This window comes from Nocardia panacis (genome assembly GCF_003598715.1).
Classification (GTDB): Bacteria; Actinomycetota; Actinomycetes; order Mycobacteriales; family Mycobacteriaceae; genus Nocardia; species Nocardia panacis.
This window is the reverse complement of sequence record NZ_QZFU01000016.1, coordinates 792675-818405: the sequence shown is the minus strand read 5'-3', so window position 1 is coordinate 818405 and position 25731 is coordinate 792675. Positions and strand designations below refer to the sequence as shown.

Here is a 25731-nt window from a genome sequence, read left to right as displayed (position 1 = left end):
CGCACCATCATGAACTGTTTGCGCGTTGTTCACCTATGGATCGGGCGGGGTGGTTCGGCTGCCGGACCGGGCGGGACGCGAGATCCGTGCCCGCCTCCGGCGCCGGGATCTCACCGGCGAGCAGGTCGGCCAAGCGGGTGGACAGGCGTGGATCATCGGGTGGGGCATCGAGGACCAGCAGGTAGGGACCGGGATAGCGGAGGATTTGCGTGAGCAGGTCACCGGCCCGGTGCGCCTGCTCGGTAACCGCCCAGCCCGACCAGCCGATGCTGTGCACCGGACGGTCCGGATGCGCCAGCGCCAAGGCGTCCATGGCGGCATTCGCGGCGGCGCTCGCCGCCCGACCCGGTGCACCCGTCGCACCGACCGCCGCGGAATACAGCAGGATGAAATCGATGGCGTCGCGCGCGGTGAGGTCGATGAGATTGCGCGCCGCCGTGAGCTTGGGCGCGAAGGCGGCGGCCAGCCGCTGCGGGGTGAGTTCGGCGAAGGGGGCGTCATCGGGGGTGCCCGCCGCGTGCACAATGCCGCGAATGGTCGAGCAGGTCTCCCGAATATCGTTGAGCGCGTAGCCGAGATCGCCTCGATCGGCCGCATCGCAGCGCATGACGACGATCCGCTCCTCCATACCGTCCAGCAGGGCGGGCAGCGGTCGGGGTGCGCGCGTCAACACCACCACATCCCGCGCGCCCGCGTCGAGCAGCCAGCGCACCGTCATCGCGCCGAACGCGCCGAGACCGCCGGTGACCACATAGGTGCCGTGCGGATCGATGGCGATCGGCGTCGTCGAGCGGGGCCGGACCGCCGTGAAACGGCGCGCCGAACCCGAACCCGCAGTGAGGCGCACCTCCTCGGGCGGCGTGTCCTTCGTTGCGCCCCGGCTCGATGGCGTGGCGGAATCCGGCGTCGCGGTGGCTATTTCGGCGATGTGCCGGACACTGTCGCGATGGTGGTCATCCCAGACCAGGCGGATGGGGCGCGAGGTTTCCAGTTGCAGGGAGCGGATCAAACCCGCGAGGGCCATGGGGACGGCGGAGCCGCCGCCGTGGGGATCGAGGGCGGCGGCGGGCAGTACGACGGTGACCGCGCCGGTCGCGGTGGCGCTGTGGATGGTGCGGAGCAGTTCGAGGACTGCCGTCACGGTGGCGATTTCGTCGGAAGGCGCGATCGCGTCCGGCACGTGCGCGGTGCGGCGGTGCGGCCAGACGACCACCACCGCCGTCGCCGGATGGTCGGCGAGCAGCGAGGCGACCATGGCGGCGGCCGTATCCGGCTCGCGCACCACACGTTCGGTGGGGGCGAGGCGATCGAGCGCTTCGGCGAGGCGGATGGCCTCCGGCGAGGCGCCGATGACGAGGGCGCGCTCGGCGCGGGCCGGTGGTGGTCGCAGCTCGACCGGACGCCAGATCTCCTGACGCAGCGGCACTTCCGATGCGGGAACCACCGGGGGCAGCGCGATATCGATGGTGCGGCCCGCGCCGAGTCTGGCATAGCGCACGTGCACGCCGAGCAGTGCGACAGCGGGCGCGCCGTGCTGATCGGTGGCGATGACATCGCCGCGCAATCCCGTCGCGGTCCGCTGTCTGACGAAGGCGTGCGCTTCGAGTAGGACGCGATCGGAAGCGTCGGAAACCCAGGCGGATTCGATGACTATCGGCAGCGGAACACCGTCGGTGGGCAGTTCGTCATAGGCCGCGGCGGCGAGCAGTTGCAGACAGCCGTCGAGGGTGGCGGCGCTGTGCAGCGGTGCGGCATCGAAGAATCCGACCGCGCCGAATCCGTCCGCGCCGCCGTCGCGTCCGACCGCGATGGCGCGCAGCGGGCGGAAACGCGGGCCGTATTCGAGGTGTCGCAGGCGCAGCGCGTCGTAGAAAGTGTCGGGCGCGATGCCGCGCATACGGTGATGACCTGCACGATTACCGTCCACCAGCCGCATCCATGCGACGATATCGGCGGGCGTTGGCCCACCGGCGGGCCGGGTCGAAGCCAGCGCCCCGGTGCCGGTGGCCTCCGCCCGCACACTTCCGTCCGCGTGCCGGTGATAGTTCACGCCGGGCAGTGCGCCAGGCGCCAGGCGTTCGTGCACCACGAAATCGGCCACCGCGGTGGCGGGCGGGTTGCCGGTGCGGGTCAATTCGAGCAGGCGGCGCAGCCAGAACACGGCGGGCACCGCAGGCGCGCCGAGGATGACGTGATCGGTGAGATCCTCGGCCGCCCAGGAGATCTCGATGTGCTCGGTCGCCGCAGGCAGCGGGAAGCGGCGACGATTCCAGTGCCTGCGCGGCGCCGCGGCGGTGAGCGGTCCCTGCGCCGTCCAGTCCAGCGGGTAGCCCTCGGCGTGCAAGCGGGCCAGACCGGTCAGCAGGGCGGCCGACTCGTCGTCTGCATCGGCGGTCGGGTAGGCGGCGTCGCGCAATTCCGGGTAGGCGCGCAGTGATTCGAGCAGCAGCGGGCGCGGCGAGATCTCCAGGGCCGTCGAAAAGCCGTTGGCGACAAGGTCTCCCATCGCCCGGTCGAATTCCACGGTGCCGGTGAGGTTATCGGCCCAGAACCGCGCGTCCATGAGTGGGTTCCCCTGGCGGGTAGGCGAATAGACGGCAGTATGCGGCTCGGTTGGTGCGAGGTCCGACAGTGCCGCGACCAGTTCGGGCAGCAACGGTGCGACCCGCAGGCCGTGCCGGACCCGATCCGGCGCGAGTCGAGCGACCCGGATATCGCGGCGCTCCGCCCGCCGCAGCAGCGCGTCCAGATACCTCGGCGATCCGGCGACCACCACCGCATCCGCCCCGTGCACCGCCGCGATCCCCACCTCGGCGCGCAGCGGTTCGACCAGGGTCCGCACCCGCCGCACCGGGGCCGCCAGCACGGCCGCCGCGCCGGAACCCGCCAGCCGGGCCAGAATCCGCCCGCGCCACACCGCGACTCGCGCGGCGTCCCGCAGTGTCAGCGCCCCTCCGACAGTTGCCGCCGCCACCTCGCCGAGCCCATACCCCACCACCGCGTCCGGCCGCACGCCCCAAGCGCGCAGCAGCGCCGCCAGCCCGAACTGATACGCGAAGACCGCGGGCTGCGCGAATTCCGGTGTCACCCCGGCACCGAGCGCGAACCCGTGTCGCGGGGTCCAAACCCGAGGCCCACCGCCCGCCACGATCGCCGCCGCCGCCTCGGTCACCGCCTCGGCGAACACCGGCCACCGCGCCGCCAGCCCCCGGCCCATCCGCGCGTATTGCGCACCCTCGCCGGAGAATACGAAAACCACTCCGCCACGCCGAATCCCGGCGACCGGCCCGGCGACGACCGCTCGATCGTCCCCCTCGGCGAACCGCCGCAATCGCGCGATGGCCTCGCCGCGATCTTCCGCGAGCACCACGGCCCGCACACCTTCGGGAACCAACCGGCCCACCGCGGCCACAGCACCCTGGAATTCGGTTTCATCGGAACCGAATTCCGTACCTGCGGCCCCGACACCGATTGTTGTCGGCTCGGGCCGTGCGCCATACCGGGCAGGTAGCGCCGTCGCTGCCGGAGATCCCGCGCTCGGAATTTCGCCGCGCCGCTCGGGCCTGAGAACCTGGTCCTCGGGTTGTGCGCCGCCCGAGGTCGGATGGCGCAGGCTCGAAGGCTCTGCGGGGCGGCGGTCCTGCGTCGCGATGGCGAGATCCGTCGATGGTCGTGCGCTGTCAGGGTGCGCGATGTCGGGTGCCCGCCGGTGCGCCGACGCGGTGGCGCGCTCGGCGGGTGCCGCGCCATCGCAGCGTGCGAAGTGGTCCGCCAAATGTGCGGCCGTGGTGCGGAGTTCGGGGAGGGTGTGCGCGGTGAAGGGGATGAGATAGGGCGGGCTCGCGGGGCGGACGGTCGGGTCCGGGAGGGCGCGCAGGATGGCGTGGACAATGGTGCCGCCGGGTGTGCAGGAGTTGACCGCGGCGTGGCGGTGCGGAGTCGGCCACGGCGTGGGGACGGCGGGTTGGCGGAAGACCGGATTTGTGCTGTGGGGCGGCGGATTCGGCGGGATGACGGCGTGATGGACGGCGAGGGCGGCCTTGATGAGGCCGGTGATCCCCGCCATGGCTTCCAGGTGGCCGAAGGTGGTGTGGGTGCAGCCGAGCCGCAGGGGTGCGGTGGACAGCGGCGTGAAAACGGCGGCCAACGCGTCGAGTTCGGCGGTGTCGGCGGAATGCGGGCCGCCGCCGTGGTATTCGAGATAGTCGATGGCCGAAGGGGGCAGGGCGGCGCGGGCGAGCGCGGTGCGGATGACATGGCGGCCACCGGGGGCGGTTGGTCCGTCGGCGCGGCCGTCGGATCCCATGGCTATCGCGGCGATCTCGGCGTAGCCGCGGTGCCCGTCACGGTGGGCGTCGGCGGTGCGGCACAGGATGATCGCCGCGCCGCCCTCGCCGCACGGGCCGTGCTCCGGCGCGGTGTGCGGTATCAGCGTGACGCCGCCGACGATGGCGAAGGGCACGCCCGGATCGGCGAGGATGCGGACCGCGAGTTCGACGGCGGCCAGTGAGGAGGTGCGGGCGCTGTCCACCATGAAGTTCGGTCCGCGCAGGTCCAGCGCTCTGGAGAGGCGATTGGCCGGACCGTCGGGCAGGTGCGTCTCCTCGGTGCCGCCGAAGATGACGGCCGCACCGGAACCCGGTGCGCGATGGCCGATTCCGGCATCGTCGAGCGCCTCGACCGCGACCTCGAGCGCCAGGCGGTGGCCCGGATCCATGCCCGCGGCCTCACGCTGGCCGATGCCGAACCATTCGTTGTCGAACCACTCGAGGTCGGTGCGATAGCCGCCGGGGCGGCCGATCCGACCGGCAGGCGGGTCGCCGATGACCGGGCGGCCCGCGCTCAGCAACTCCCAGAGTTCGGTGGCGCCTGTCGCGCCGGGCAGCCTGCAGCCGATTCCGATGATCGATACCGGCGGGTTCGATGCGTGCGGTGGCGCGTTCATCGCATCGCGCGGTGCTCGATCGGTGCGGGGACGGTGCTGCCGGATAGCGTGTCGCGGCTCGGCTCAACTGCGAAAGGCACGGTACACCAGGATAATTGGCGCACCGTATGGCTGTCGCGCGGGTCACCCCAAGGGGCGCTGCGGAATAGCTCGACAGTTGCGGGAATATCGGTGTCAACGGGTTCGGTTCGCATCGCGCCACCCTCCCTACCCGGATCCGGGCAGTAGTCGCCGCCGTGCAAGGGACGTCCGCGATTATGCCTGAGATTCAGGGGTAGGGAGTGCGGAGTCGCGCAGCCCTTCCGCTGTCTGTCGGCTACCGCGTTGTCGACCGGCGGCGCGGGCCTGCGCGTACCGTGGGCGGGTGCCCGAATCCGCGCCGAGCAATACCCGCCACGACCGGACCCCCACCTGGCCCACGGTGCTGCGCTGCTGCACGGCCCTGGCCGCGACGCCGCCCCGACTGCTGCGTCCGCGCCGCCCCGATGCCGCGCTGCTCGCCGCTATCGAGGTGAAACCCGCTCCGGCGGCCACGAATTCGGTCCGCTTGACGGTGCTCGCCCAGGCGTCGATGTCCGCGCCGACCACCATTGTCGCCGAGGGTGCGCGCAGTCTGCGCGAACTACGAATGACCATGTCGGCCTTCGTTATCGATCATCCGAGCGCGCGCATCCTGGTCGACCCGGCGCTGTGCTCCGGCGTGCACGAGCGGGTGCTGCCCGAGCTACCGTTCCCGATCCCGCTGCTGGTCGCTCCGGAGAAGCCGGTGCTCGGTCTGGCCGATGCGCTGGCCGCGCGCGAGATCCCGCTCGACAGTATTGATTTCGTACTGCCTACCCATCTGCACTGGGACCATGTCTCCGGTCTGCTGGAACTGCCCGCGTCCATCCCGGTGCGGCTGCCCGAGGCGGAATACCAATGGGCGCTGGGCGGTCAGCACCCGCCGATCGGCGTGGCGCGCGGCCCGCTACGGGGGCGCGCCTTCGACAGGTTCACCCTGGAGGACATCCCGGTGCTGAGCTTCCCGCGCAGCCTCGATCTGTTCGGTGACGGCGCGGTCGTGCTGGTCGACCTGGCCGGGCACACTCCGGGCAGTCTCGGGGTCCTGCTCGCGGTGGACGACGGTTCACGGGTGCTGCTCGCGGGCGACGCGGTGTGGAATCGGCTTCAGATCGAGATGCTGCGCGAGAAGGCCCCGATGCCGGGCGAGCTGTTCGACGCGGACCGCGTCGCCACCTTCGCCACGATCCATCGCCTGCACGCGCTGCCGGGTGCTATCGAGGTCATCGCGGGTCACGATTACAGTGCGGTGGCGGCGCGGGCGCGAAAGTCACTGACGTAACGTGTCCTGCACCGACTAAGTGAGTCGCTATTCGCATAGGACCAATCGGTATGTCCAGAAAAGTCGCAGGTCTGAGTGGCACCTTGGCGTTGGAACGATAATCCAGAATCCTTTGATGGCGGATTAAGTTAATTGCTAGTCTGCTGCCAGGCCGACCCGTCCGGGTGGCGGGCGGTCCGAGAGGAGTCCGGAATGACCGTTCCCGCCCAGGCCTTCGAGGAGCCGATCCGATCGCGGCGCAACCACTGGAACAACCAGATCGCCACCCACGCGACCATGCGCCCCGACGCGGTCGCGCTGCGTTTTCGCGGTGTGGACACCACGTGGCGGCAGTTGCACGAGCGGTCGCAGCGTTTCGCCGACGCGCTGGCCCGCCGCGGTGTCGGCTTCGGCGACCGGGTGCTCATCCTGGCGCTGAACCATCCGGAGTACCTGGAGGCCATCTTCGGCATCAATGCCCTCGGCGCGCTCGCGGTCCCGGTGAATTTCCGGCTTACCCCGCCCGAGGTCGCCTATATCGCGGCCGACAGTGGCGCGCGGGCGATCGTCACCGATACGGCGCTGCGTCCGCTCGCAGCGGCGGTTCGCGCCGAAAGGCCCGAGTTGACGTCGTGTTTCGTGATCGGCGGGCCGAGTGGGGACGGCATGCTCGGCTTCGAGGAGGCCCTCGCCGAGGGCGGGGAACCGCATGCGCCGCTGGATATCCCGGAGGACACGCCGTCGCTGGTGATGTACACCTCCGGCACCACGGGCAGTCCCAAGGGCGCGGTGCTGTCGCATGCGAATATGAATGCCCAAGCGCTGACCTGTATTCGAGCCCTGCAGATGGATCAGGACGGCATCGGCCTGTGTGCCTCACCGCTGTTCCACATCGCCGGATTGGGCAGTCTCGCTCCGGCTTTCCTGCTCGGCGCGAAGACGGTGCTGCATCCGCTCGGCGCGTTCGACGCGGGCGAGTATCTGGACGCGCTGGAGCGCGAGCGCGCCAGCTCGGCCTTCTGTGTGCCCGCGCAGTGGCAGCTCATCTGCGACCATCCGACGGTCAAACAGCGCGATCTCGCACTGCGCGTGCTGAGTTGGGGCGCGGCCCCCGCCTCGGAGACGGTGCTGCGCGCCATGGCGGAATGCTTCCCGAACGCGGTGAACGTCGCAGTCTTCGGGCAGACGGAGATGTCGCCGGTCACCTGTGTGCTGGAGGGCAAGGACGCGCTGCGCAAACTCGGTTCGGTCGGCAAGCCCATCCCCACCATCGCGGCGCGCATCGTCGATGACGAAATGCGTGATGTCGCCCCCGGCGAGATCGGCGAAATCGTCTACCGCGGGCCGACTCTCATGGCGGGCTACTGGAACAAGCCGCAGGCCACCGCGGAGGCGTTCGCGGGCGGCTGGTTCCACTCCGGCGACCTGGTGCGCCAGGACGCGGAGGGCTTCCTCTGGGTGGTGGACCGCAAGAAGGACATGATCATCTCCGGCGGCGAGAACATCTACTGCGCCGAGGTGGAGAATGTGCTCTTCGCCCACCCGAAGATCAGGGAGGCCGCCGTGATCGGTCGCGCCCACGAGAAATGGGGTGAGGTGCCGGTGGCGGTGGTCGCCCTCGCCGATCCCGACAATCCGCTCACCCTGCCGGAATTGACGCCGTTCCTCAACGAGAATCTGGCCCGCTACAAGCATCCGAAGGATCTGGTGCTGGTGGCGGAGCTGCCGCGCAATGCCAGCGGCAAGGTGGTGAAAGTCCAACTGCGCAAGGATTATTCCTCCTGAGCGCGCTCGGGCGCGGTATCGTCGGCTCATGGCGAGCCGACGAATTCGCGCCGCGGTCCTCGCCGTGCACTGGCAGGTGAATATGGTTCGCCCGGAGGGATTCTTCGGGCCGATGCTCGGCGATCCGGTGGCGCGCAGCGGCGTGGTGGCGCGGGCGTCCGCCTTCCACCGGGCCGCGCGCGAACGCGAGGTGCCGGTGGTCTTCACCCGGTTCATCGTGCCCATCGGCGAGGGCGAACTGGTGCGCAATACCGGGATCATGCGCTCGATCGGCGCGGCGCAGACCGAGTTCCGGCCCAATGCGCCCGGCAGCCAGCTGATTCCGGAGATGACGGGTCAGGCGCGCGAGATCTTCGATACCCAGAAACTGTCCGCGCTCGCGGGCAGTCGTCTGCCGGGCTGGTTGACCGAGCGGGGTATCGGCACCCTCTTCCTCACCGGTGTCGCCACCAATCTGGCGGTCGAGCAAACCGCCAGACACGCGACCGATCTCGGGTTCCAGGTGCATCCGGTGGCGGACTGCGTCACCGCCATGACACCGGAGGCGCATCGAACCTCGTTGGCGAATCTGGAGCTCGTGACGGCGGGATGCCGCACCGCCGCCGCGGTGCTCGAGCTGATTCGCGGCACCCGCACCGGTTGATTCGACGGCGTCGATTCGACAACCCTCCCGGGAAAATAGAACGTGTTACTGTTGAAGTGATCGAGTCGACCCGGACCGTTCCATTGCAGAGGTATATGGCGATAAGCGGTGGAACGCGACGGGATCGACGGGCATGATTCTGTAACGAGTTCTAGGGCCAGGGAGGTCCGCACCGATGCGAACCGAGATCTGCGAGCGGCTGGGAATCGAATTCCCCCTCTTCGCCTTCACGCACTGCCGCGACGTGGCGGCCGCGGTCAGCAATGCGGGCGGCCTCGGCGTCCTCGGGGCGGTCGGATTCAGCGCCGAGGAACTCGAGGTGGAGCTGGCCTGGCTGGACGCGCACGTGCACGGGGTGTACGGCGTCGACCTGGTCATTCCGTCCAAATATGAGGGCCAGGGCATGGACGGGCTCACCCCGCAGGAACTGGAAGCCGAACTCGCGCAACTGGTTCCGCAAGGTCACCGGGACTTCGCCGAAAAGCTGCTGACCGAGCACGGCGTCCCGCAGTTGCCCGACGGCGAGCACCACAGCGAACTGCTCGGCTGGACCGCCACCACCGCGGCCCCGCAGCTCGCGGCGATCCTGCGCCACCCCAAGGCCAAGCTGGTGGCCAACGCCCTGGGGACGCCGCCGCCGGATGTGGTGGCACAGGTACAGGATTCGGGCAGACTTATCGGGGCGCTGTGCGGTTCGGTGAAGCACGCGCTCAACCACAAGGCCGCCGGACTGGATTTCGTGGTGTGCCAGGGCACCGAGGGCGGCGGGCACTGCGGCGAGGTGTCCTCGCTGGTGTTGTGGCCGCAGGTGGTCGACGCGGTGGGCGAAGTGCCGGTGCTGGCGGCGGGCGGTATCGCCAATGGTCGTCAGGTGGCGGCGGCGCTGGCCATGGGCGCGCAGGGCGCGTGGACCGGATCGCTGTGGTTGACGGTGGAGGAGGCCAATGTGCCGCCCGCCCAGATGCGCACCTATCTCGACGCCACCAGCCACGACACCGTTCGCTCCCGCTCCTGGACCGGCAAGCCGTGCCGCATGCTGCGCAATGAGTGGACCGATGCGTGGGAGCGCGCCGACACTCCCGATCCACTGCCCATGCCGCTGCAGATGATGGTCGCCCTCGATGGCGTCAAGCGCGGCCATCGCTATCCGGAGGCCGCCAAGGACGTCAATTTCAATCCGGTCGGCCAGGTGGTCGGGCTGCTCAACCGGGTGGAGCGCTCCGCCGAGGTGGTGGCGCGGCTCGTCGAGGAGTACGTCGCGGCCTGCGATCGACTCGGCAAACTGAACGGCTGACAGCGTCAGGCCCGGTCTAGGCGGTGGTTGCGCACCCGCCCCACAGACCGCATTGCTAGGCTCGCTCATCGCGGAGTGCGGACCCGGATCCGGATCCGAATCCGGTTGGGAGGTAAGGATGTATCCGTGCACTAACCCGGAGTGCGCGAGCGATGAGCACGAGACCGAAACATGTCCCGACCTGGCACAGGCCGAGCAGCCGCCGATCCGGAATCTCATCATTGTCGCCACCATGGGCCTGTTGATCATCGCGGCGCTGGTCGTCGCGGGCGCGGCGGCGGTGCAGCACCATTAGGCCCTAGGCGAGGCGGCACGAAAGTGCCGCCCCCACCGGTGCTTCAGCTTCGGTCCGCGCCGAGCAACTCGGCGAAGCGGACCAGCACGTTGGCGTGGTACTTGCCGAACAGATCCTCGAACAGCGCCAGTTGGGTCGGGGATGGGCCGCTGCCCGCATCCCACACGGCGGCCAGCGCGCGCCACACCAGCACGTGCAGATCCGGCGCGCCCGCGAAGTAGGCCGATACCGCCTCGGGCACCTCGAGCACCATCGCGCCGATGGAGTTGAGGATGGCGCGCTGCATACTCCAGCCGAGCCTGCCCAGCAGTGCGCGCACCATGCCGAGTTCGCGGGCGAGCATACCGGCCAGATTCGGATGTTCCAGCCGGGCAAGGGCTTCGAGCTCATCGATCTCGGCCTTGAATTCGGCCGCGCCGCCGTATCCGCCCCTGGTGTAGGCGAGCAGCGCCGCCATCACGATGCCGCGCTCGACCTCGACGATATCGCGGAACATCTCGACCGCCAGCTCGGGGCGCGGCATCGAATAGCGGAAAAGATGCCGGTAGACGTCGATTCCGCCCGCCTCGCGCACATCGCGAATGGTGAAACCCTTGCCGCGCCTGGCCTCCACGAACCCGTAGGACTCCAGCCTGCCGAGCGTCAATTGCGCTGTAGCGCGGTTCATCTCGAATTCCTCGGCGACCTGGCGGACCGATGGCATCAGGTCGCCGGGCCGGTACTCCCCCACGGCGACCCGGCGCGCCAATTCGTCGGCGACATCGGCGACCACCGTTTGGGACCCCATCAGATTCACCTTCCCACTGCGCATTTCACGTCCCAGACAGTCTAATCTCTCGGTCGGTGCGGCGCAGCGGAGTCAGTCGCCTCACAGCAAACTGTGAGCTGAGTCATTCCATAGCGCCGCACCGGTATTCGGATGGCGCGGGCGAGTTCGGGCCTGCGAGTGAATGCGGCTGCGCGATAGTGAAATCGATGCCACAGTATGACGCCTCGATTCCTCGGCTCGCCGGGCTGCTCGGCAATCCGGTTAGCGCGCACGGCGATCCGCGGGTGGCGATGATGCATAGCGGATATGAATCGCCCTCGATATCGGGCGGGCGCGCCGCGCGCCGGGGCGGTGGTGCGAGGTTGTCCGCTTCGACGCTCGCGGTGGTGTACGTCGGCCGGCTCCGCGCCGGTCCGGCATCGATGGAGCAAACTGTCTCAGACGATTTCCCGTCTTCGGGTGGGAAATACGCACCCGCCCGAACCGCATAGGATCGCGGGGAGCTCATCCGGGAGGGAGATACGGTGACGGAGGACTCGGTGCCGTCAGCGGCGGCGCCGCAGGAAATGACAGCGGCGGCCGCGCAGGAAATGACAGCGGCCATGCCGCAGGAGATCGCGGCGGCGCAGGAGACGACAGCGGCGGCAGTGCCGCAGTGGTTCGCGAATCTGTTCGCGCATCGGCGGTGGGTGCGCCGCAGCAAACCCTTCCCGCACGTCTACGCCCGCGATGTCTTCGTGCCGGAGTTCTACGCCCGCATGGCCGAGGAATTCGCGCGACTGCGGCGCGAGCGGGCCGACGCCTTCGTTCCGGTCTCGGCGAACTACAGCGCCGAGGGTTTCTCGCTGGCCGGACTGCGCGACGGACCCCTGGCCCTGTTCACCTCCCGTGAATGGCACGACCTCATCGCGCGGGTGGCGCGCGTGCGGGCGACCGGCGATATGGACGGCTCCCTGCACCACCACCCGCCGGGCAGCCCCTACGGTTGGCCGCACAACGACCTCAACCCGGCCTGGTTTCCCGGCGAGGCGCCCGGTCCGGCCGAGGTGCGCCTGTCCGACGCCACGGTGGGCATCAAAAACGGCGCACGTGCCGACGGCGTCCCCGCGCGCGAGACGATGCGCGCGGTCGCGGTGCTGTTCTATCTGGCCAATCCCGGCTGGCAGCAGGGCGACGGCGGCGAGACCGCGCTCTACGAGTACATCGGCGACGGCACCCAGCAGCCGCTGCTGGTGCCGCCGCTGGATAATTCGCTCATCATGTTCGAGTGCACGCCGCGCACGTGGCACACCTTCGCGGGCGGCAACACCCGCCCGCGCAACAGCGCGGTGATGTGGTTGCATCGCCCGAAATCCGAGGTCGTCCAACGCTGGGGAGATGATCGCATTGAGTACTGGTGAGCGCAGGGTCTGCCTGCTGACCGGGGCGGGCGGCCTGCTCGGCGACGCTTTCTGCCGCGCCTACTACCGCCATTACGACATCATCGCGGTCTGCCGCACCCGCACCCCGGCCGCGCCGTCGCAGGAGGAGTGGTTCGTCGATCCGTTCGAACCGGAGGCCGAACTGGCGGACAATGATTCGCGCGTGCACGTCCTCCGCGCCGACCTGCTCGAACCGGGGGAGATCGAGCGGGTGGTCGATCTGGCGCTGGCCCGCTTCGGCGGGGTGGATCTGCTGGTCAACAATGCCGCCTATGTGCGGTTGCAGCCGCGCGGCGTGGTCGACGGGGATAGCGCCCTGGACGAGTTCTACCCGCATATGGCGGTGAATGTCGGTGTGCCGCTGCGGTTGGCGGCGCGGTTGGCGCAGCGCTGCTGGGTGCACGACGATGCGGTCAATCGGTCGCGCAATCGCAATGTCGTGAATGTGTCGAGTATTTCGGGTTCGGAAGTGTATCGGGGGCAGGCGGTCTACGGCGCGTCCAAGGCGGCGCTCAATCAGCTCACCCGCAATCTCGCCGACGAATTCGCCGAATTCGGCGTCCGGGTGAACGCCCTGGCGCCCAATAGTTTTCCGACCCTGGTGCCCACCGAGCGGGTCGTGCGGGCCATCGCCGAACTCGACGCGGGCGCCATGACGGGCGATGTCTTCGGTGTCGGCGTCGAGGCCCCGGAGCCGGAGGGCAGGCACGCGCTCCAGTAGTGAAATGGCACACATCCGGCATCCCGTGACGTGAAAGACGCCTCTGACCAGGTGTCCGGTCGATCGGCGTGTTGGTGTGTATCGTGCGCGTCGGTCTCCTACATACTCACAGGAGCCGCGGCGGGATCGTCCCCGACCGGGCTCGCGCGAGGTGTGGCGAGGGCGAACGCAGCTTCAACTCGATCGAAAGTGCCGAAACGACATGCGAGTCGACGGGCGGGACATCCCGGTCACGGGCAGCCTGCTACAACCGCTGACCCGGCGGACCAGTGACATCATCCGGGTGGTGCTGGCCGCGCTGTGGTTGGCTGTGGTCGTCGCGGGTTCGCTGATCACCCGGCCGGAATGGCTCGCACTGGAGCGTTCGGTCTCCTATATCGTCGGCTTCCTCGATCCGGATCAGTCGAATCTGATCTACCTGATCTACGGCTTGGCCATTCTGGCGGTGCCTTTCGCCCTCCTGGTGGAGTTGATCGTCCGCAGGCAGTGGAAGCTGCTGGCGGGGTTCGCGGCGGCGGGTGTGGTGGCGGTCTTGCTGCTGTCCATCACGGGCACCGGTCTGTCCGCGCCGAAATGGCATCTGCAGGTGCCCGATCGGCTCGATACCTTCGTGTCGCAGTTCCTCGATGATCCGCGCTGGATCGCCATGATCGCGGCCATGATCACGGTGTCGAGTCCGTGGTTGCCGACGCGGCCGCGGCGCTGGATGTGGTTCGTGCTGTTGGCCTTCGCGCCGATCCACCTGGTGGTGAGCCTGGTGGTGCCCGCGCGGGCCATGTTGGGGCTCGCGGTCGGCTGGCTGGTCGGGGCGGTGATCGTGCTGCTGGTCGGCACACCCGCGTTGGAGGTGCCGCTGGAGGCGGCGGCGCGGGTGCTGGCCAGGCGCGGTTACCAGGTGACGGCGTTCTCCGTGGTGCGGCCCGCCGGGCCGGGGCCGCTGGTGCTCAACGCGACGGTCGACGGGCCGGAACGCTCCCTGGTGATCGACATGTACGGGCGCAATCAGCGCAGTCACGGTGCGCTGCGCATTCTGTGGCGCTGGTTGACCTTCCGCAGCAGCGAGACGGCGGCACTGCACGGGTCCATGCACCGCGCCGTCGAACATCGCGCGTTGATGACGCTGGCCATCAACGATCTGGGACTGTCCGCGCACGCGCCGGTGGCGGTGGCGGCGCTGGATCGCGGCTGGATGCTCTACGCGCACACCTGTCCGAAGGGTATGCCGATCAACGAGCTGCCCTCCGATGTGCTGCCCGCGGTGTGGACCTCGCTGAGCGCGTTGCACGCCCAGCAGATCTCGCATGGCGAACTGCGTCCCACCGAGATCCGCATCGCCAATGGCACCGCGCTGTTCACTGGGTTCGCGGCGGCGGAATACGGGGCCTCGGATGCCCAGATACATTCGGATGTCGCGCAACTGCTGGTGTCGACCACGGCGCTGTTCGGCGCGCAGGTCGCGGTGCGCGCGGCCATCGATACCATCGGCGAGGCGGCGGTGCTGAGCGCGTCGAGTCGGATCATCAAGTCCGCCATGCCCTCCGGTTTGCGCGCTGCCTTTCCGGATTGGGGCGCGGCGGTTTCGGCGGCGCGGGCGGAGGTGGGCGTCCAGACCGGGCGGGACCGAATCCAGGCCGAACAGCTCACCCGGTTCAGTCGCAATCAGATCATTCAGCTGGTGCTGCTGGTCGCCCTGGTCTATGTCGCCTATCCGTTCATCAGCCAGGTGCCGACTTTCTTCAGCCAACTGCGCACCGCCAATTGGTGGTGGGCGCTGTTCGGTTTCGCCGCCTCCACCCTGACCTACGTCGGCACGGCGGCCGCGCTGTGGGCCTGCGCCTCCGGCACCGTGAAATTCGGCAACCTGGTGATCATGCAGGTGGCCAATACCTTCGCCGCCACCACCACCCCGGCGCGCATCGGCGGTCTGGCGCTGAGCGTGCGCTTCCTGCAGAAGGGCGGACTGGGCGCGGTGCGGGCCACCGCTGCGGTGGCCTTGCAGCAGGCGGTGCAGGTCATCACCCACGTCAGTCTGCTGCTCATCTTCAGCGTGCTGGCCGGAACGTCGGCGAATCTGGGCCATATCGTGCCGGATCCCACCGTGCTGTATCTGCTGGCCGGGATCGGCGTCGGTATTGTCGGCACCTGCCTGTTGGTGCCGAAACTGCGTGGCTGGCTTCGCGATTCGCTGCGACCGCAATTGCAGGAGGTGCTGCGCGAGCTGGCGGCGCTGGCTCGCGATCCCAAGCGGTTCTCGATCATCATCCTCGGCTGCGCGGCCCTCACCCTCGGCCAGGCGCTGGCACTGTGGGGCAGTGTCGAGGCCTTCGGCGGCGGCACCACCTTCATCACCGTCACCATCGTGACCATGATCGGCGGCACGCTGGCCTCCGCCGCGCCGACCCCCGGCGGCGTCGGCGCGGTCGAGGCCGCGCTCATCGGCGGCCTGGCCGCCTTCGGACTGCCCGCCGAGATCGCGGTGCCCGCGGTGCTGCTGTATCGAGTGCTCACCTGCTGGCTGCCCGTATTCGTCGGCTGGTGGACGATGCGCTGGCTAACCGCCCGCGATCTCATCTAGTCTCATCCGCTTCTCCGCCGCGATTCACCCGGTTATCCGTGTCGGGATGCCCGGATCGGATCGTTCAGATGGCATGTACCAGAATGTTGTTCATTTCCGGTCAGGTGTGCGCGATCGGAGGAGGCATCGGAAGAACCGGAGCGATGCGGTTGGTTCCCCGTGGAACGAACCGACCGTCCCGGTCGGGGAACAGTTTGGGAGGACCATGGACCGGCGGGTGCACCGGACCAAGAGCGTGCTGCATCGCGCCTTGATCGAATTGATGCTGGAACGCGGCTACGAGCGAATCACCGTGCGCGACATCCTGGCCCACGCCGATGTCGGACGCTCGACGTTCTACGCCCACTTCCGGGACAAGGACGACCTGCTCCTGGTGAGCAGCGGCGAATATCTGCGCGCGGCGGTGATCGCGGCCCGCTCGGAACGGGCCAGCGCCGAACCGCTCGCACCCATCGCCACCCTGTTCCGCCTGGCGACCGAACATCCCGAGGTGTACCGGGCGCTGCTGGGGCGCAAAAGCAGCGGCGTGCTACTACGCGCCACCCAGCGCATGGTTGCCGAGATCCTCACGGAACAGCTATCCGGGCGGCTCGGACTCGACGAGGTCGAACTATCCAGCACCATCACGTTCCTGGCCTGGGGTGTGGTCGGATTGCTCGGCGCCATCGCCGAGGCCGATCCGCCCGTCACGGCAGAGCAGGCGTATCAGCGGTTCACCGAACTGGTGGGTCCGGGGCTGATCGCCAGGGTGTCCTGAGATGAGCTCCGTCTTCGCCTCCGCTCGCGGCATGATGCTCATTCGCCTGAGCCGCAACGGATTTCGCTAGCCGACCGCCTCGAGTTCGACCAGCGCCGACTCCAGATGATCGAGCAGCCGCGGCAATCCGGGCACGCTGCGCCTGCACCCGACAATGCCGAAATCCAGATTGTCGGCGGTGGTGGTGAGGGTGATGTTCACGGCTTGGCCGTCGAAGGGGATCGACATCGGATAGGACGCATCCAAACGCGCGCCATTCCAATAGCGCGGTTCGCGCGGACCCGGCACATTCGAGATGACGATATTGAACGGCGGATTCGCCAGCGGGAGCAGTGCGGGCAGCAGGCTCAACGCCAGCGGGCTGAGCATCAGCGCCGACAATGCCATCGACTGGCGCGGCGAGAGCGTGGCGTAGACCTGTTTGCTGCGCAGCATCGAGGCACGAATGGTCTGCAATCGGGTGAGCGGATCGGGTTCGTCGGTACCCAGATCGCACAGGATCGCGGCGAGTTTATTGCCGCAGTCCTGGTTGTCGTCCTCCTCGCGCAGCGACATGGGCACCATGGCGATGAGCGAGGAGTCCGGGAGGGCGTGATGTTCGAGCAGGTAGGCGCGCAGCGCGCCCGCGGCCATGGTCAGCACCACATCGTTGACCGTCGCGCCGGTGGCCTTGCGCACCTGGCGGATCCGCTCCAGCGGCCAGGACCGCACCGCGCAGCGGCGCGCTCCGCCGATCGGCACATTGAACATGGTGCGCGGCGCGGCGAAGGGCAGCGTCAACTGCTGACGCAGCAGGACATCGCGGGCCAGGCCGAGCGCGGTGGGTGCGGAACGGGCCGCCGACAACACCTTTCGGGCCAGGCCGGACCGGCCGTGCGGGGTGCGCAGCCTGCGGGGTAGGTGCCAGGGCACCCGGATCTCGGTATCGGTCGGATCCGCGCTGAGGGTGCGTTGCAGCAGGCGCTGCGCGGAAACCCCATCGATCAGGGCGTGGTGCATCTTGGCGTAGACGGCGAAGCGCCCGCCGACGCCCTCGATGAGGTGGATCTCCCACAGCGGGCGGTGCCGGTCCAGCAGTGTGCTGTGCAGGCCGGAGGCCAGTTCGAGCAATTGATCGATGCGGCCGGGACCTGGCAGGGCGCTGTGCCGCAGATGGTATTCGAGTTCGACTTCCTCCTCCGCGGACCACGCCAATTGCGGTGTGCCCCAGAGCTTTGCGGGCCTCTTGCGGAAGGTGGGATCGAATGCCCTTTGGGCCAGCAGGGTTTCGTGGGTGCGTCGGGCGAAATCGGGACCCGCGTCTTCGGGGGCCTCGAATAGTTGCACCGCGCCCACATGCATCGGATGCTCGCGGGATTCGGCGAGCAGGAATACGGCATCGATCGGCGAAACGAACTCCATGATGGTCGCCCCCTGGCGGCGTGGTGGGAGTCTGCAGAGTGCATCGACGACGGTGTCGGACGGCCCGCGCGGCGAGAATTCTTGCGCGATGGTGCCAAATCTACCCGGCCGTACGATCCCGCGCGGCGCGAATCGTCAATCCTTTGTTACCAGCAGGTACATATGCGGCGAGCGCTCGTCCGCCTCGGCGCGGCGGGTGAGTCTGGCGTATTCGGTGAAACCCGCCTCGGTCAGCGCGCGGGCGAGCAGATCCGGCGACCAGCGGTAGGCCGTGGTGACGCGGTGGTCATAGGGCCGCACCGAATCCTCGGAACAGAATCCGCCCAGCAGTGCGAAGCCGCCCGGTCGCAGCGCGCGGTGGAATTCGGCGAGGACGGCGGGAACCCGTTCCGGCGGAAGGTGAATGATCGAATACCAAGCGACCAGTCCGGCCAACTCCGCCGCACCGATGGACAGCCGCTCCATCGACCCCACCTCGAAACGCAGACCCCGATGCCTTTCCCGCGCCAACTCGATCATGCGCGGCGACAGATCGATCCCGAAGATATCGAGTCCGAGTTCGGCCAGATGCGCGGTGACCCGGCCCGGCCCGCAGCCGATATCGGCGACCGGACCCGCACCGACCAACTCCGCGAAGACCGCGAAGATCGCCCGATCGAAAGGCTTGTACGCCATGAGATTCGCGGTCATCTCGGCATAGATCTCGGCGACCCCGTCGTAGGCGTTTCGGGTGGTGGACACATCGGCCGGTTCGCTCACCCGCCCATCATGCCGGGTGCGGCACCGCCGGGCGAATGGCCGTCGCGACTCAATCGGGCACCGGCGCAGGCTCGGCGTGCGCGGCCTGTTTCGCCTTCGCGGTGCCGACAATGGATCCGACGATCACCAGCGGGAACCCGATGACAATGCCCAAGGTGACAGGTTCGCCCAGCGCGAGCACACCGAGAACCAGTGCCACCGCCGGATTGATATAGGTGATCACCGTCGCCCTGGCAGGCCCCACCTCGGCGATCAGCGCGAAGAACACCACGAAGGCGGCCGCCGTGCAGATCACGGCCAACCCCAGCACCGACCAGGCCGAGGGCGCGGTGATGTGGACGGGCCGGTGCCACGCCGCGAACGGCGCGTAGATCACCGTGGCCAACAGCAGCGAACCCGTCACCACGCCGAAGGTCGGCAGATCGGCGAGCGTGCGATTGATCAGGATCGGGCCGATCGCGTAGCCCACCGCCGACACCCCGATAGCCGCGATCGCCGCCGGATTCGACAGATCGATATCCAAGCCGACCAGCACCGCGACACCCGCGAACCCGACCACCAGACCCAGCACCCGGCGGCCGTCGACGCGATCATGTCCACGCACCGTCACGAACACCACCGCGATCAGCGGCACCGCCGCCAGCAGCAGACCGACCGTGGAACTGTTGAGCGTCTTCTCGGCGAACCCGATCAGCAGCCACGGCCCGGTGATCTCGACGAGTGTGTACGCCAGCAGCGGACGCCACCGCCTAAGGGCCACAAGGAGTTCCCCGCGATACAGCGCGATCGGCAGCAGCATCGCCGAGGCCAGCGCGGTGCGGCCGAAAGCCACCGTCAGCGGGTCCAGATCGCGCACCGCGATCCGGATCATGGCGTAGGGCACGCCCCAGATCACGCCCATGGCCAAAAACAGCGTCCAGCCGCGCCTGGTCATCGCGGGGCTCCAATTGTCCAGTCGGGCATGGCCACCAGCCTTCCACCCTTGTCGTCCCATGAATAGCGCCGAGATATCCCCATGCCAGGACACAACGATCCGTGCACGCCGGCTATTCGCGTCGAACCCGACGTCCCAGTACGGAAGATCAATTCGGTGCGGGACGCGTCGGCGACTGTCTACGCTCACGGGGCAAAGTCGTTCGACCGCCTGGAGTTTCGCATGACGTCACCGTCCGCGCCCGGCCAGTCCGGCCCGGTCGCACCGAGTTCGCCCTTCGACACCGACGTCGCCAGGGTCCCCCTGTACACCCCGGAATTCGCCGCCGACCCGCACACCGCGTATCGAGGGATGCGCGCCCACTACGGATCCCTCGCGCCCGTCGAGCTGGCGCCCGGCGTACCCGCGACGCTGGTGCTCGGCTACCACGTCGCGGTCCAGATCTTCAACGATCCGGACCACTTCCCGGCCGACCCGCGCACCTGGCAGCGCGACATCCCGCCCGAGTGCCCGGTGCTGCCGATGATGCAATGGCGACCCAACGCCCTGCGCAACGCAGGCCCCGAACACGCGCGGTACCGCCAGACCAATACCGCGGGCTTCGACGGAGTCGACCTGTTCGGTCTGCACGGCACCATCGAGCGGCTCGCCATCCCCCTCATCAACGATTTCTGCGCCGACGGATCGGCGGATCTGGTGCGCCAGTACGCTTTTCCGCTCGCCTTCGCGGTGCTCAACGCCATGCTCGGCTGTCCGGACGAGATCGCCGCGCGCGCCGCCAAAGGGATGGCCGCCATCTTCGAAGGGGTCGACGCGGGTCCCGGCAACAAGATGCTCGTCGACGCGCTGCTGGAACTCACCCTGCACAAACGCGCCCACCCGAGCGAGGACGTCACCACCAGAATGCTGCGGCACCCGGCCGCCCTCGACGACACCGAGATGGTGCACCAACTCGCCACCCTCTACGGCGCGGGCATCGAACCCCAGCAGAACCTCATCAGCAACACTTTGCTGCTCATCCTCACCGACGAGCGCTTCGGCGGCAGCGTTCTCGGCGGCAGCCTCTCCACCAGGGACGCCGTCGACGAGGTCCTCTTCAACGACCCGCCCATGGCCAATTTCTGCATCAGCTTCCCCAAACAACCCGTCCTGATCGAGGGTGTCTGGCTGCCCGCTCACCAGCCGGTCGTCATCAGCATGGCGGCCTGCAATACCGATCCCCGGATCGGGACCGGGGCCCATGCCGGGAATCGGGCGCATCTGGCCTGGGGAGCAGGCCCGCACATTTGCCCGGCCAGTTCGATGGCCTATCTGATCGCGCAGGACGCGATCGACCAATTGCTCGACGCGATACCGGAATTGGAGTTGGCGGTGCGGCCCGAGGAATTGGCGTGGCGGCCCGGACCGTTTCATCGGGCGCTGACCGGGTTGCCGGTGCGGTTTCCGGCGTCGGCGCCTTTGCCGCTGCCGTGAAACGCGGTGAGAGGTCAAGCGTTTCGGCGTGCTGTTCGGTCGCATCGCGTCCGGCGGTTCTGTGCGCCGACGCGAGGTGATCGGCGGTGCGTGCGGAGTTCGACCGGGCGAGGTCGACAGACGACCGCGCACCGTCGGCCGGGAGGCCGACGGTGCGCGGGGGTGGGGTGCCGCTACCTTGTGGTGGTCGGTGCGGCGCCGGTGGTGGTCGGCTGGGCCTCAGTCGTGGTCGGCCGGGCCTGGGTTGTCGTCGGCGCGGCCGTCGCGATCGGCGCGGCGGACGGGGCAGTAGTGGTGGACTGCGGTGCCGTCGTCGTCGGCTGGGCCTGCGTCGTCGTCGGCTGTCCGCCCGGCTGCGTCGTGGTGGGCTGAGCCTGCGCCGTGGTGGTCGGCTGGACCGATCCGGTGGGCGCTACGGTGGTCGGCAGAGCCGAACCGGTAGTCGTGGCCTTGGCCGGAACCGGGGCCGTCGGCGTGGCGGTCGCGGACTTGCTCGGCTGATCCTTCGGGGCCGACGCGTCGGCCGCCGCCTTGTACACCGCCTCGACATCGGTCTGCTGCGGTTTGGCATTGGCGTCGATCTTCTTGCCCGCCTGAGCTTCCTTCGCCAGGTGGGTCAGCCAGGCCGCCGCGTACTCGGCGGAGGTCAGCGGCTTGCCATTGGCCGGGTCGGCATCGCGCCAGTAGTCGAAGTGATGTCCGGTGGCATTCGGGCCGAGGGTCTGCTGATAGGGGTCGCTGAGGATCACCGGGATCGTGTTCTGATTCGTCACGATCAAACCGACGATCTCATTGAAGACCTTCTGCGGCAGGTAGGCCAGCGGCGACATATCGTTCTGCGCGATCGCGTCGGCCTTGACCGCGGGTTTCGGCGCCTGCCCCGGCTTGTAGGCCGGATCCGAGACCCGCAGCAGCACCTGCAGGAACGTCTCGTCGCTCTGCATCCAGTTCGGCTGCGCGGCGATATCGGCGAAGGCGGCCATGGCGATGCGACCGAGGGTCACCGCCACATCCTGGCCGGTCGCCGGATTCAAGCCGTCGCGCTCGAGCGCGTCCGCGTTGACCTGCCTGCCGACATTGACCGCCAATTGCAGCAGCGAGATATTCTGCGGCGCCGAGCAGGTCAGATCCCCATCGGAGCAGAACGAGGCGATACGACCGTTCAACGAACCGAAATCACCGCTATTGCCCGGCAGCGCGCCCTGACCGGCGACCGGTTTGGTCCCGTCCTGGTAGCGCTGATCGAAACCATCCGGATGATTCGGATCCTTCGCGCCGATGAACGGCCCCTCCCCCGCCTTGCGCCCGCTGTCGGCGAGGATGACCACACCCACCACACCGGACGGGTCGACGATGCCGTACTTCCCGTCCTTGTCGGCCTGCTGATGACCGATCTGCATGGCGACCCGGCGCACCACATCCGCGCCCTCGCTGTAGCCGACGATGGAGAATTTGGTGGCCGGGCACGCCTTGGAGATCTCCCGCATCACCTGCTCGGTATTGGTGACACCGGCATTCACCGAATCCTCGTAGGTGGCCATATTCGCCGGATACGCGATGTACACCGCCGCGTACGAGCCGGGACCGACCTGGTCGGCGGGCGCGTTGACCACCGGATCCACCCAGTGGCTGCTGTGATCACCAGACAGCGCGGCGGGCAACTCCTCACCATTGGGTCCGACCAGCAGTTTCGTCGTCGCCGCCGACGGAGTGTCGCCGCGACCGGCGACCGAGATGGTCACCATGTCATGGCATTCGGTCACCGAAGCGCGCAGCTGCGTCGGTGTGCTCGCCTGCGGTGTGGACGGCGTCCACACCGCGGCGACACCCGCCACCGTGCCCAAAACGGTCAGCGCGCCGAGCGCGGTGGCGATGCGATATCGCGGCTGCGCGAAGAACTGGCGAAATGCCATGTCCAGATCCCCATTCCATCAACGGATGAGCCCCGCGGGTCATTTCCCCCGCAGGCCCAAGTTGTCATCGGGGACGTCGCGGCTGATCTACCCCTCGTTACCCGAACCCGGATCCTTTAGGGCTTTCCCCCTAATGCGGGTGCGCCCCCTAATGGTTGGCAAAATCCTGCACAACTGCTATTGAGTGGAATGGATCACCGCTCGTCGGAAATCCACTGTGGTCAATCGCTTTCGGGGCGGCTCCTACTTCGACACCGCGACTCGCTGATCGTGTCGGTCTCGTACCCCATACTTCCGTCATGGGATATGAGGCTGTACAGCAGCATTCTCGAAGCGGACGTTCGTTGGGAGGGCATTGCGTGGGTTCGTACGGCCGTTTCACCGACCGCCGCGCTCCCCGGCGGGGTCGATGCAGGTCCCCGTACTTTCACGGCTCCCGCAGTACATCGCCCACGCCGATCCTGTGGGCACTGGGGGCGCTTCTGGGTGGTGCGGTCATCCTGTTGGTCGTGCTGACCCTCACCCACGTGAGGTCTTCCGACAGGCCGTTCCACACCACCGTCGTGCCGTCGGCCGTTGTTCCTGCGCGGCCGTTTGCCACGCAGCAACCGTGCTTTCCGTTCGAGAGGTCCTGCTGACCAGCAAGGTTTCTGTCGTTTCGAGTGCGTGCGCGAGTTGCTGCGGCTACTGACAACTGTGCGATGATGTCTTGGGCGGGAACGGGTTTCGCTAGTTCGGCATCCGTTTGTGGAATGCACTATTCTTGTTAGGGGGCTCATCATGGCCGATATGCTCAAGGCCGACTTGGACGTGTTGCATCGCCTCAGCAGCGATTTTGCCGGGCATGCGCAGAAGATCGAACAGATCAGAATCGAACCGACGCTCGTGATGCCCGACTCGCCGATCCAGGATCTTGGCGGCCGAGTCGCCGAAGCGGTCGGCAAAGCCTATGGGTTGATGGCCGGGAACTTTCATCAGATGTCGGAGGCGACGAAGGCCGCCGTGCTGACCTATGACGGAGTGGATCAGGCCTTCGCCGAGCAGTTGCGCAAGTATCTCTCCGGTGAGCAGGGCCGATGACAACGATCGATCATGTACGGGGCTGTGATCCGCGGTCGATGCTGGCCTTCGCGGCCAGGCTGATGTCGAACGACGATACCTTCGCTGCGGCGGTCGAGCAGATGAACCGCTCGGTCGACAACGCGATGGACCATTGGGAGGGGGATGCCGCTGCGTCGGTGTCGGTTCGCAAGATGTCGAACAAGCTTGCCGCCAACCATCTCAGCGAAACGATTGTCACACTGGCCGACCACTTCACCACTCGAGGAGTCGAACTCGACAATTATCGGACTGCGTTGATCCGTATCCTCGACGTCGAGTTGCCACCCAAGGGTATGGCGGTGGACCCACTGGGCAATGTGACCCCGCCGAAGGTTCCGGGCAACGACGTCACCGCCGCTGCCCTCCAGCAGAACCTCGACAGTGACGCGGCCGGGTTCCAAACACGCATCAAGACCCTGCTCACCCAATTCATCGACACCGAAAACCTGGCGGCGAACGCGATCTCCGATGATCTCCAACTCCTCGGCAACTACGAGAAGACACCGGATGTCGCGATCCGACCCGAGATACAACGCTATGTGGATGATCCGCGGCAACTGCCGACCGATCCGAAGCAGTTGCGCGAATTGTGGGAGACTCTGACCCCGGCCGAGAAAGACGCACTGTTCCAACACGATCAGTATCTCGGCAACCGGGACGGTCTGCCGGTAGCCGACCGCGACCACTACAACCGGTTGAAGCTCCAAGACGAACTGGCGCGCGCCGAAGCAGGTGATCCCGCTGTCAAAGGTAAACTCGACGATCTTCGCACCATCGCGGCCGGCGTCAACGGACCCGACCGGTATTTGATGTTGCTCGATACCCAGACAGGACGCAATGCGCATACTGCCATTGCGATCGGCAATCCCGATGCCGCCGACCATGTGTCGACGTATGTGCCCGGTACAGGATCGAAGCCGGCAAAGATGGGCGGTGACATGTTGCGGTGCCAGCGCATGCGCGATGCCGCCATGATCAGCGGTGCCGGAAACCCCGCGGTGGTCGCCTGGTTCGGATACGACGCGCCGCCCGATCCGGTGAACCTCGGACAGCAACTCAACCCGTTCGATAATGATCCGGATGACGCATCGAACGTCAAGTATGCCGATGCGGGCGCGGCGTCACTCGATCGGTTTCAGGATGGTCTGCGGGCCACCCACAACGGTATTCCGTCGTACAACTCAATCGTCGCCCACAGCTACGGCACAACCCTGACCGGTGATGCCGCCGCCCACGGGCGCACCCTCAACGCCGATTCGGTGGCGCTGGTTGCCAGCCCCGGTACGACAGTCGACCACGCCTCTGACTTCCACCTGACGGGTGTCCCGCAGGATCAGGTGGCGAAACGTATATTTGCGACCCAAGCGGAGAACGATGCCATCGACATCGCCGTGGCATTGGAACCGTATGGTGCGGACCCGATGACCTCGGAATTCGGAGCGCAGACCTTCGCCTCTGATCCCGGTCATGCCACCCCTGTTGTGGACTACAGCCTCGACGCGCACAGTCAGTACTGGGACATCAACAACGGCAAGCCCTGCAAGTCCCTGGTCAATCTCGGCGACATCATCGCTGGCCGCAACCCGTCGATGAAATGATGCCGAATATGTGGCTCAGAGCGCTC

At 67.7% G+C, this 25731-nt stretch carries 18 protein-coding genes; 12 read left to right on the top strand and 6 right to left on the bottom strand.

Annotation, left to right across the window (positions count from 1 at the left end; genetic code table 11):
* Positions 1-7: 7 nt before the first annotated feature.
* Positions 8-4945 (bottom strand): type I polyketide synthase, encoded by a 4938-nt coding sequence (locus D5S18_RS11935; RefSeq protein WP_120039905.1) that lies wholly within the window; start codon positions 4943-4945, stop codon positions 8-10.
* A 364-nt stretch (positions 4946-5309) separates the two neighbouring features.
* Here D5S18_RS11935 and D5S18_RS11930 point away from each other — a divergent pair, with 364 nt between their 5' ends.
* From D5S18_RS11930 to D5S18_RS34840, 5 genes are all read left to right on the top strand, one after another.
* On the top strand, positions 5310-6287 hold the full coding sequence (locus D5S18_RS11930; RefSeq protein WP_203236687.1) for an MBL fold metallo-hydrolase: 978 nt from the start codon (positions 5310-5312) through the stop codon (positions 6285-6287).
* A gap of 192 nt (positions 6288-6479) precedes the next feature.
* Positions 6480-8051: a fatty-acid--CoA ligase FadD5 gene (fadD5, locus tag D5S18_RS11925; RefSeq protein ID WP_120039903.1), complete on the top strand. Its 1572-nt coding sequence runs from the start codon at positions 6480-6482 to the stop codon at positions 8049-8051.
* A gap of 28 nt (positions 8052-8079) precedes the next feature.
* Complete coding sequence (locus D5S18_RS11920) at positions 8080-8694, top strand: cysteine hydrolase family protein (RefSeq protein WP_120039901.1); 615 nt, start codon at positions 8080-8082, stop codon at positions 8692-8694.
* A 175-nt stretch (positions 8695-8869) separates the two neighbouring features.
* Complete coding sequence (locus D5S18_RS11915) at positions 8870-9988, top strand: NAD(P)H-dependent flavin oxidoreductase (protein ID WP_120039899.1); 1119 nt, start codon at positions 8870-8872, stop codon at positions 9986-9988.
* A gap of 118 nt (positions 9989-10106) precedes the next feature.
* Positions 10107-10283 (top strand): hypothetical protein, encoded by a 177-nt coding sequence (locus D5S18_RS34840; RefSeq protein ID WP_158607856.1) that lies wholly within the window; start codon positions 10107-10109, stop codon positions 10281-10283.
* Positions 10284-10326: 43 nt separating this feature from the next.
* On the opposite strand, the gene D5S18_RS11910 is transcribed toward D5S18_RS34840, so the two are convergent.
* Positions 10327-11070 carry a GntR family transcriptional regulator gene (locus D5S18_RS11910; protein WP_120040652.1) on the bottom strand — a complete coding sequence of 248 codons (744 nt, stop codon included), beginning with the start codon at positions 11068-11070 and terminating at the stop codon, positions 10327-10329.
* Between the two features lie 506 nt (positions 11071-11576).
* Here D5S18_RS11910 and D5S18_RS11905 point away from each other — a divergent pair.
* From D5S18_RS11905 to D5S18_RS11890, 4 genes are all read left to right on the top strand, one after another.
* Positions 11577-12452, top strand: coding sequence for a 2OG-Fe(II) oxygenase (locus D5S18_RS11905; protein WP_239003685.1), 876 nt, complete (start codon positions 11577-11579; stop codon positions 12450-12452).
* Positions 12430-13194 (top strand): SDR family NAD(P)-dependent oxidoreductase, encoded by a 765-nt coding sequence (locus D5S18_RS11900; RefSeq protein ID WP_120039897.1) that lies wholly within the window; start codon positions 12430-12432, stop codon positions 13192-13194. Before D5S18_RS11905 ends, D5S18_RS11900 begins: the two co-directional genes overlap by 23 nt.
* A gap of 202 nt (positions 13195-13396) precedes the next feature.
* Complete coding sequence (locus D5S18_RS11895) at positions 13397-15769, top strand: lysylphosphatidylglycerol synthase transmembrane domain-containing protein (protein ID WP_120039895.1); 2373 nt, start codon at positions 13397-13399, stop codon at positions 15767-15769.
* A gap of 205 nt (positions 15770-15974) precedes the next feature.
* Positions 15975-16526 (top strand): TetR/AcrR family transcriptional regulator, encoded by a 552-nt coding sequence (locus D5S18_RS11890; protein WP_120039893.1) that lies wholly within the window; start codon positions 15975-15977, stop codon positions 16524-16526.
* Between the two features lie 66 nt (positions 16527-16592).
* Here D5S18_RS11890 and D5S18_RS11885 read toward each other — a convergent pair whose 3' ends face one another.
* The 3 genes from D5S18_RS11885 to D5S18_RS11875 all read right to left on the bottom strand — a co-directional run bounded on the left by D5S18_RS11885 (position 16593) and on the right by D5S18_RS11875 (position 19620).
* Positions 16593-17927, bottom strand: a complete 1335-nt coding sequence (locus D5S18_RS11885; protein ID WP_120039891.1) for a WS/DGAT/MGAT family O-acyltransferase — start codon at positions 17925-17927, stop codon at positions 16593-16595.
* A gap of 135 nt (positions 17928-18062) precedes the next feature.
* The gene (locus D5S18_RS11880; RefSeq protein WP_239003684.1) at positions 18063-18686 is read right to left on the bottom strand and encodes a class I SAM-dependent DNA methyltransferase; all 624 of its coding nucleotides are present in this window, start codon (positions 18684-18686) and stop codon (positions 18063-18065) included.
* Positions 18687-18735: 49 nt separating this feature from the next.
* Positions 18736-19620: a DMT family transporter gene (locus D5S18_RS11875; protein WP_120039889.1), complete on the bottom strand. Its 885-nt coding sequence runs from the start codon at positions 19618-19620 to the stop codon at positions 18736-18738.
* 222 nt (positions 19621-19842) lie between these two features.
* On the opposite strand from D5S18_RS11875, the gene D5S18_RS11870 reads away from it, so the two are divergent.
* On the top strand, positions 19843-21093 hold the full coding sequence (locus D5S18_RS11870) for a cytochrome P450 (protein WP_120039887.1): 1251 nt from the start codon (positions 19843-19845) through the stop codon (positions 21091-21093).
* Positions 21094-21266: 173 nt separating this feature from the next.
* Here D5S18_RS11870 and D5S18_RS11865 read toward each other — a convergent pair whose 3' ends face one another.
* A complete protein-coding gene (locus D5S18_RS11865; RefSeq protein WP_120039885.1) occupies positions 21267-23006 on the bottom strand; it encodes a cutinase family protein in 1740 nt (579 codons plus the stop codon).
* 780 nt (positions 23007-23786) lie between these two features.
* Here D5S18_RS11865 and D5S18_RS11860 point away from each other — a divergent pair.
* The gene (locus D5S18_RS11860; protein ID WP_120039883.1) at positions 23787-24086 is read left to right on the top strand and encodes a hypothetical protein; all 300 of its coding nucleotides are present in this window, start codon (positions 23787-23789) and stop codon (positions 24084-24086) included.
* Positions 24083-25705, top strand: coding sequence for an alpha/beta hydrolase (locus tag D5S18_RS11855; protein ID WP_120039881.1), 1623 nt, complete (start codon positions 24083-24085; stop codon positions 25703-25705). The genes D5S18_RS11860 and D5S18_RS11855 overlap by 4 nt, the downstream gene beginning before the upstream one ends.
* Positions 25706-25731 lie beyond the last annotated feature (26 nt).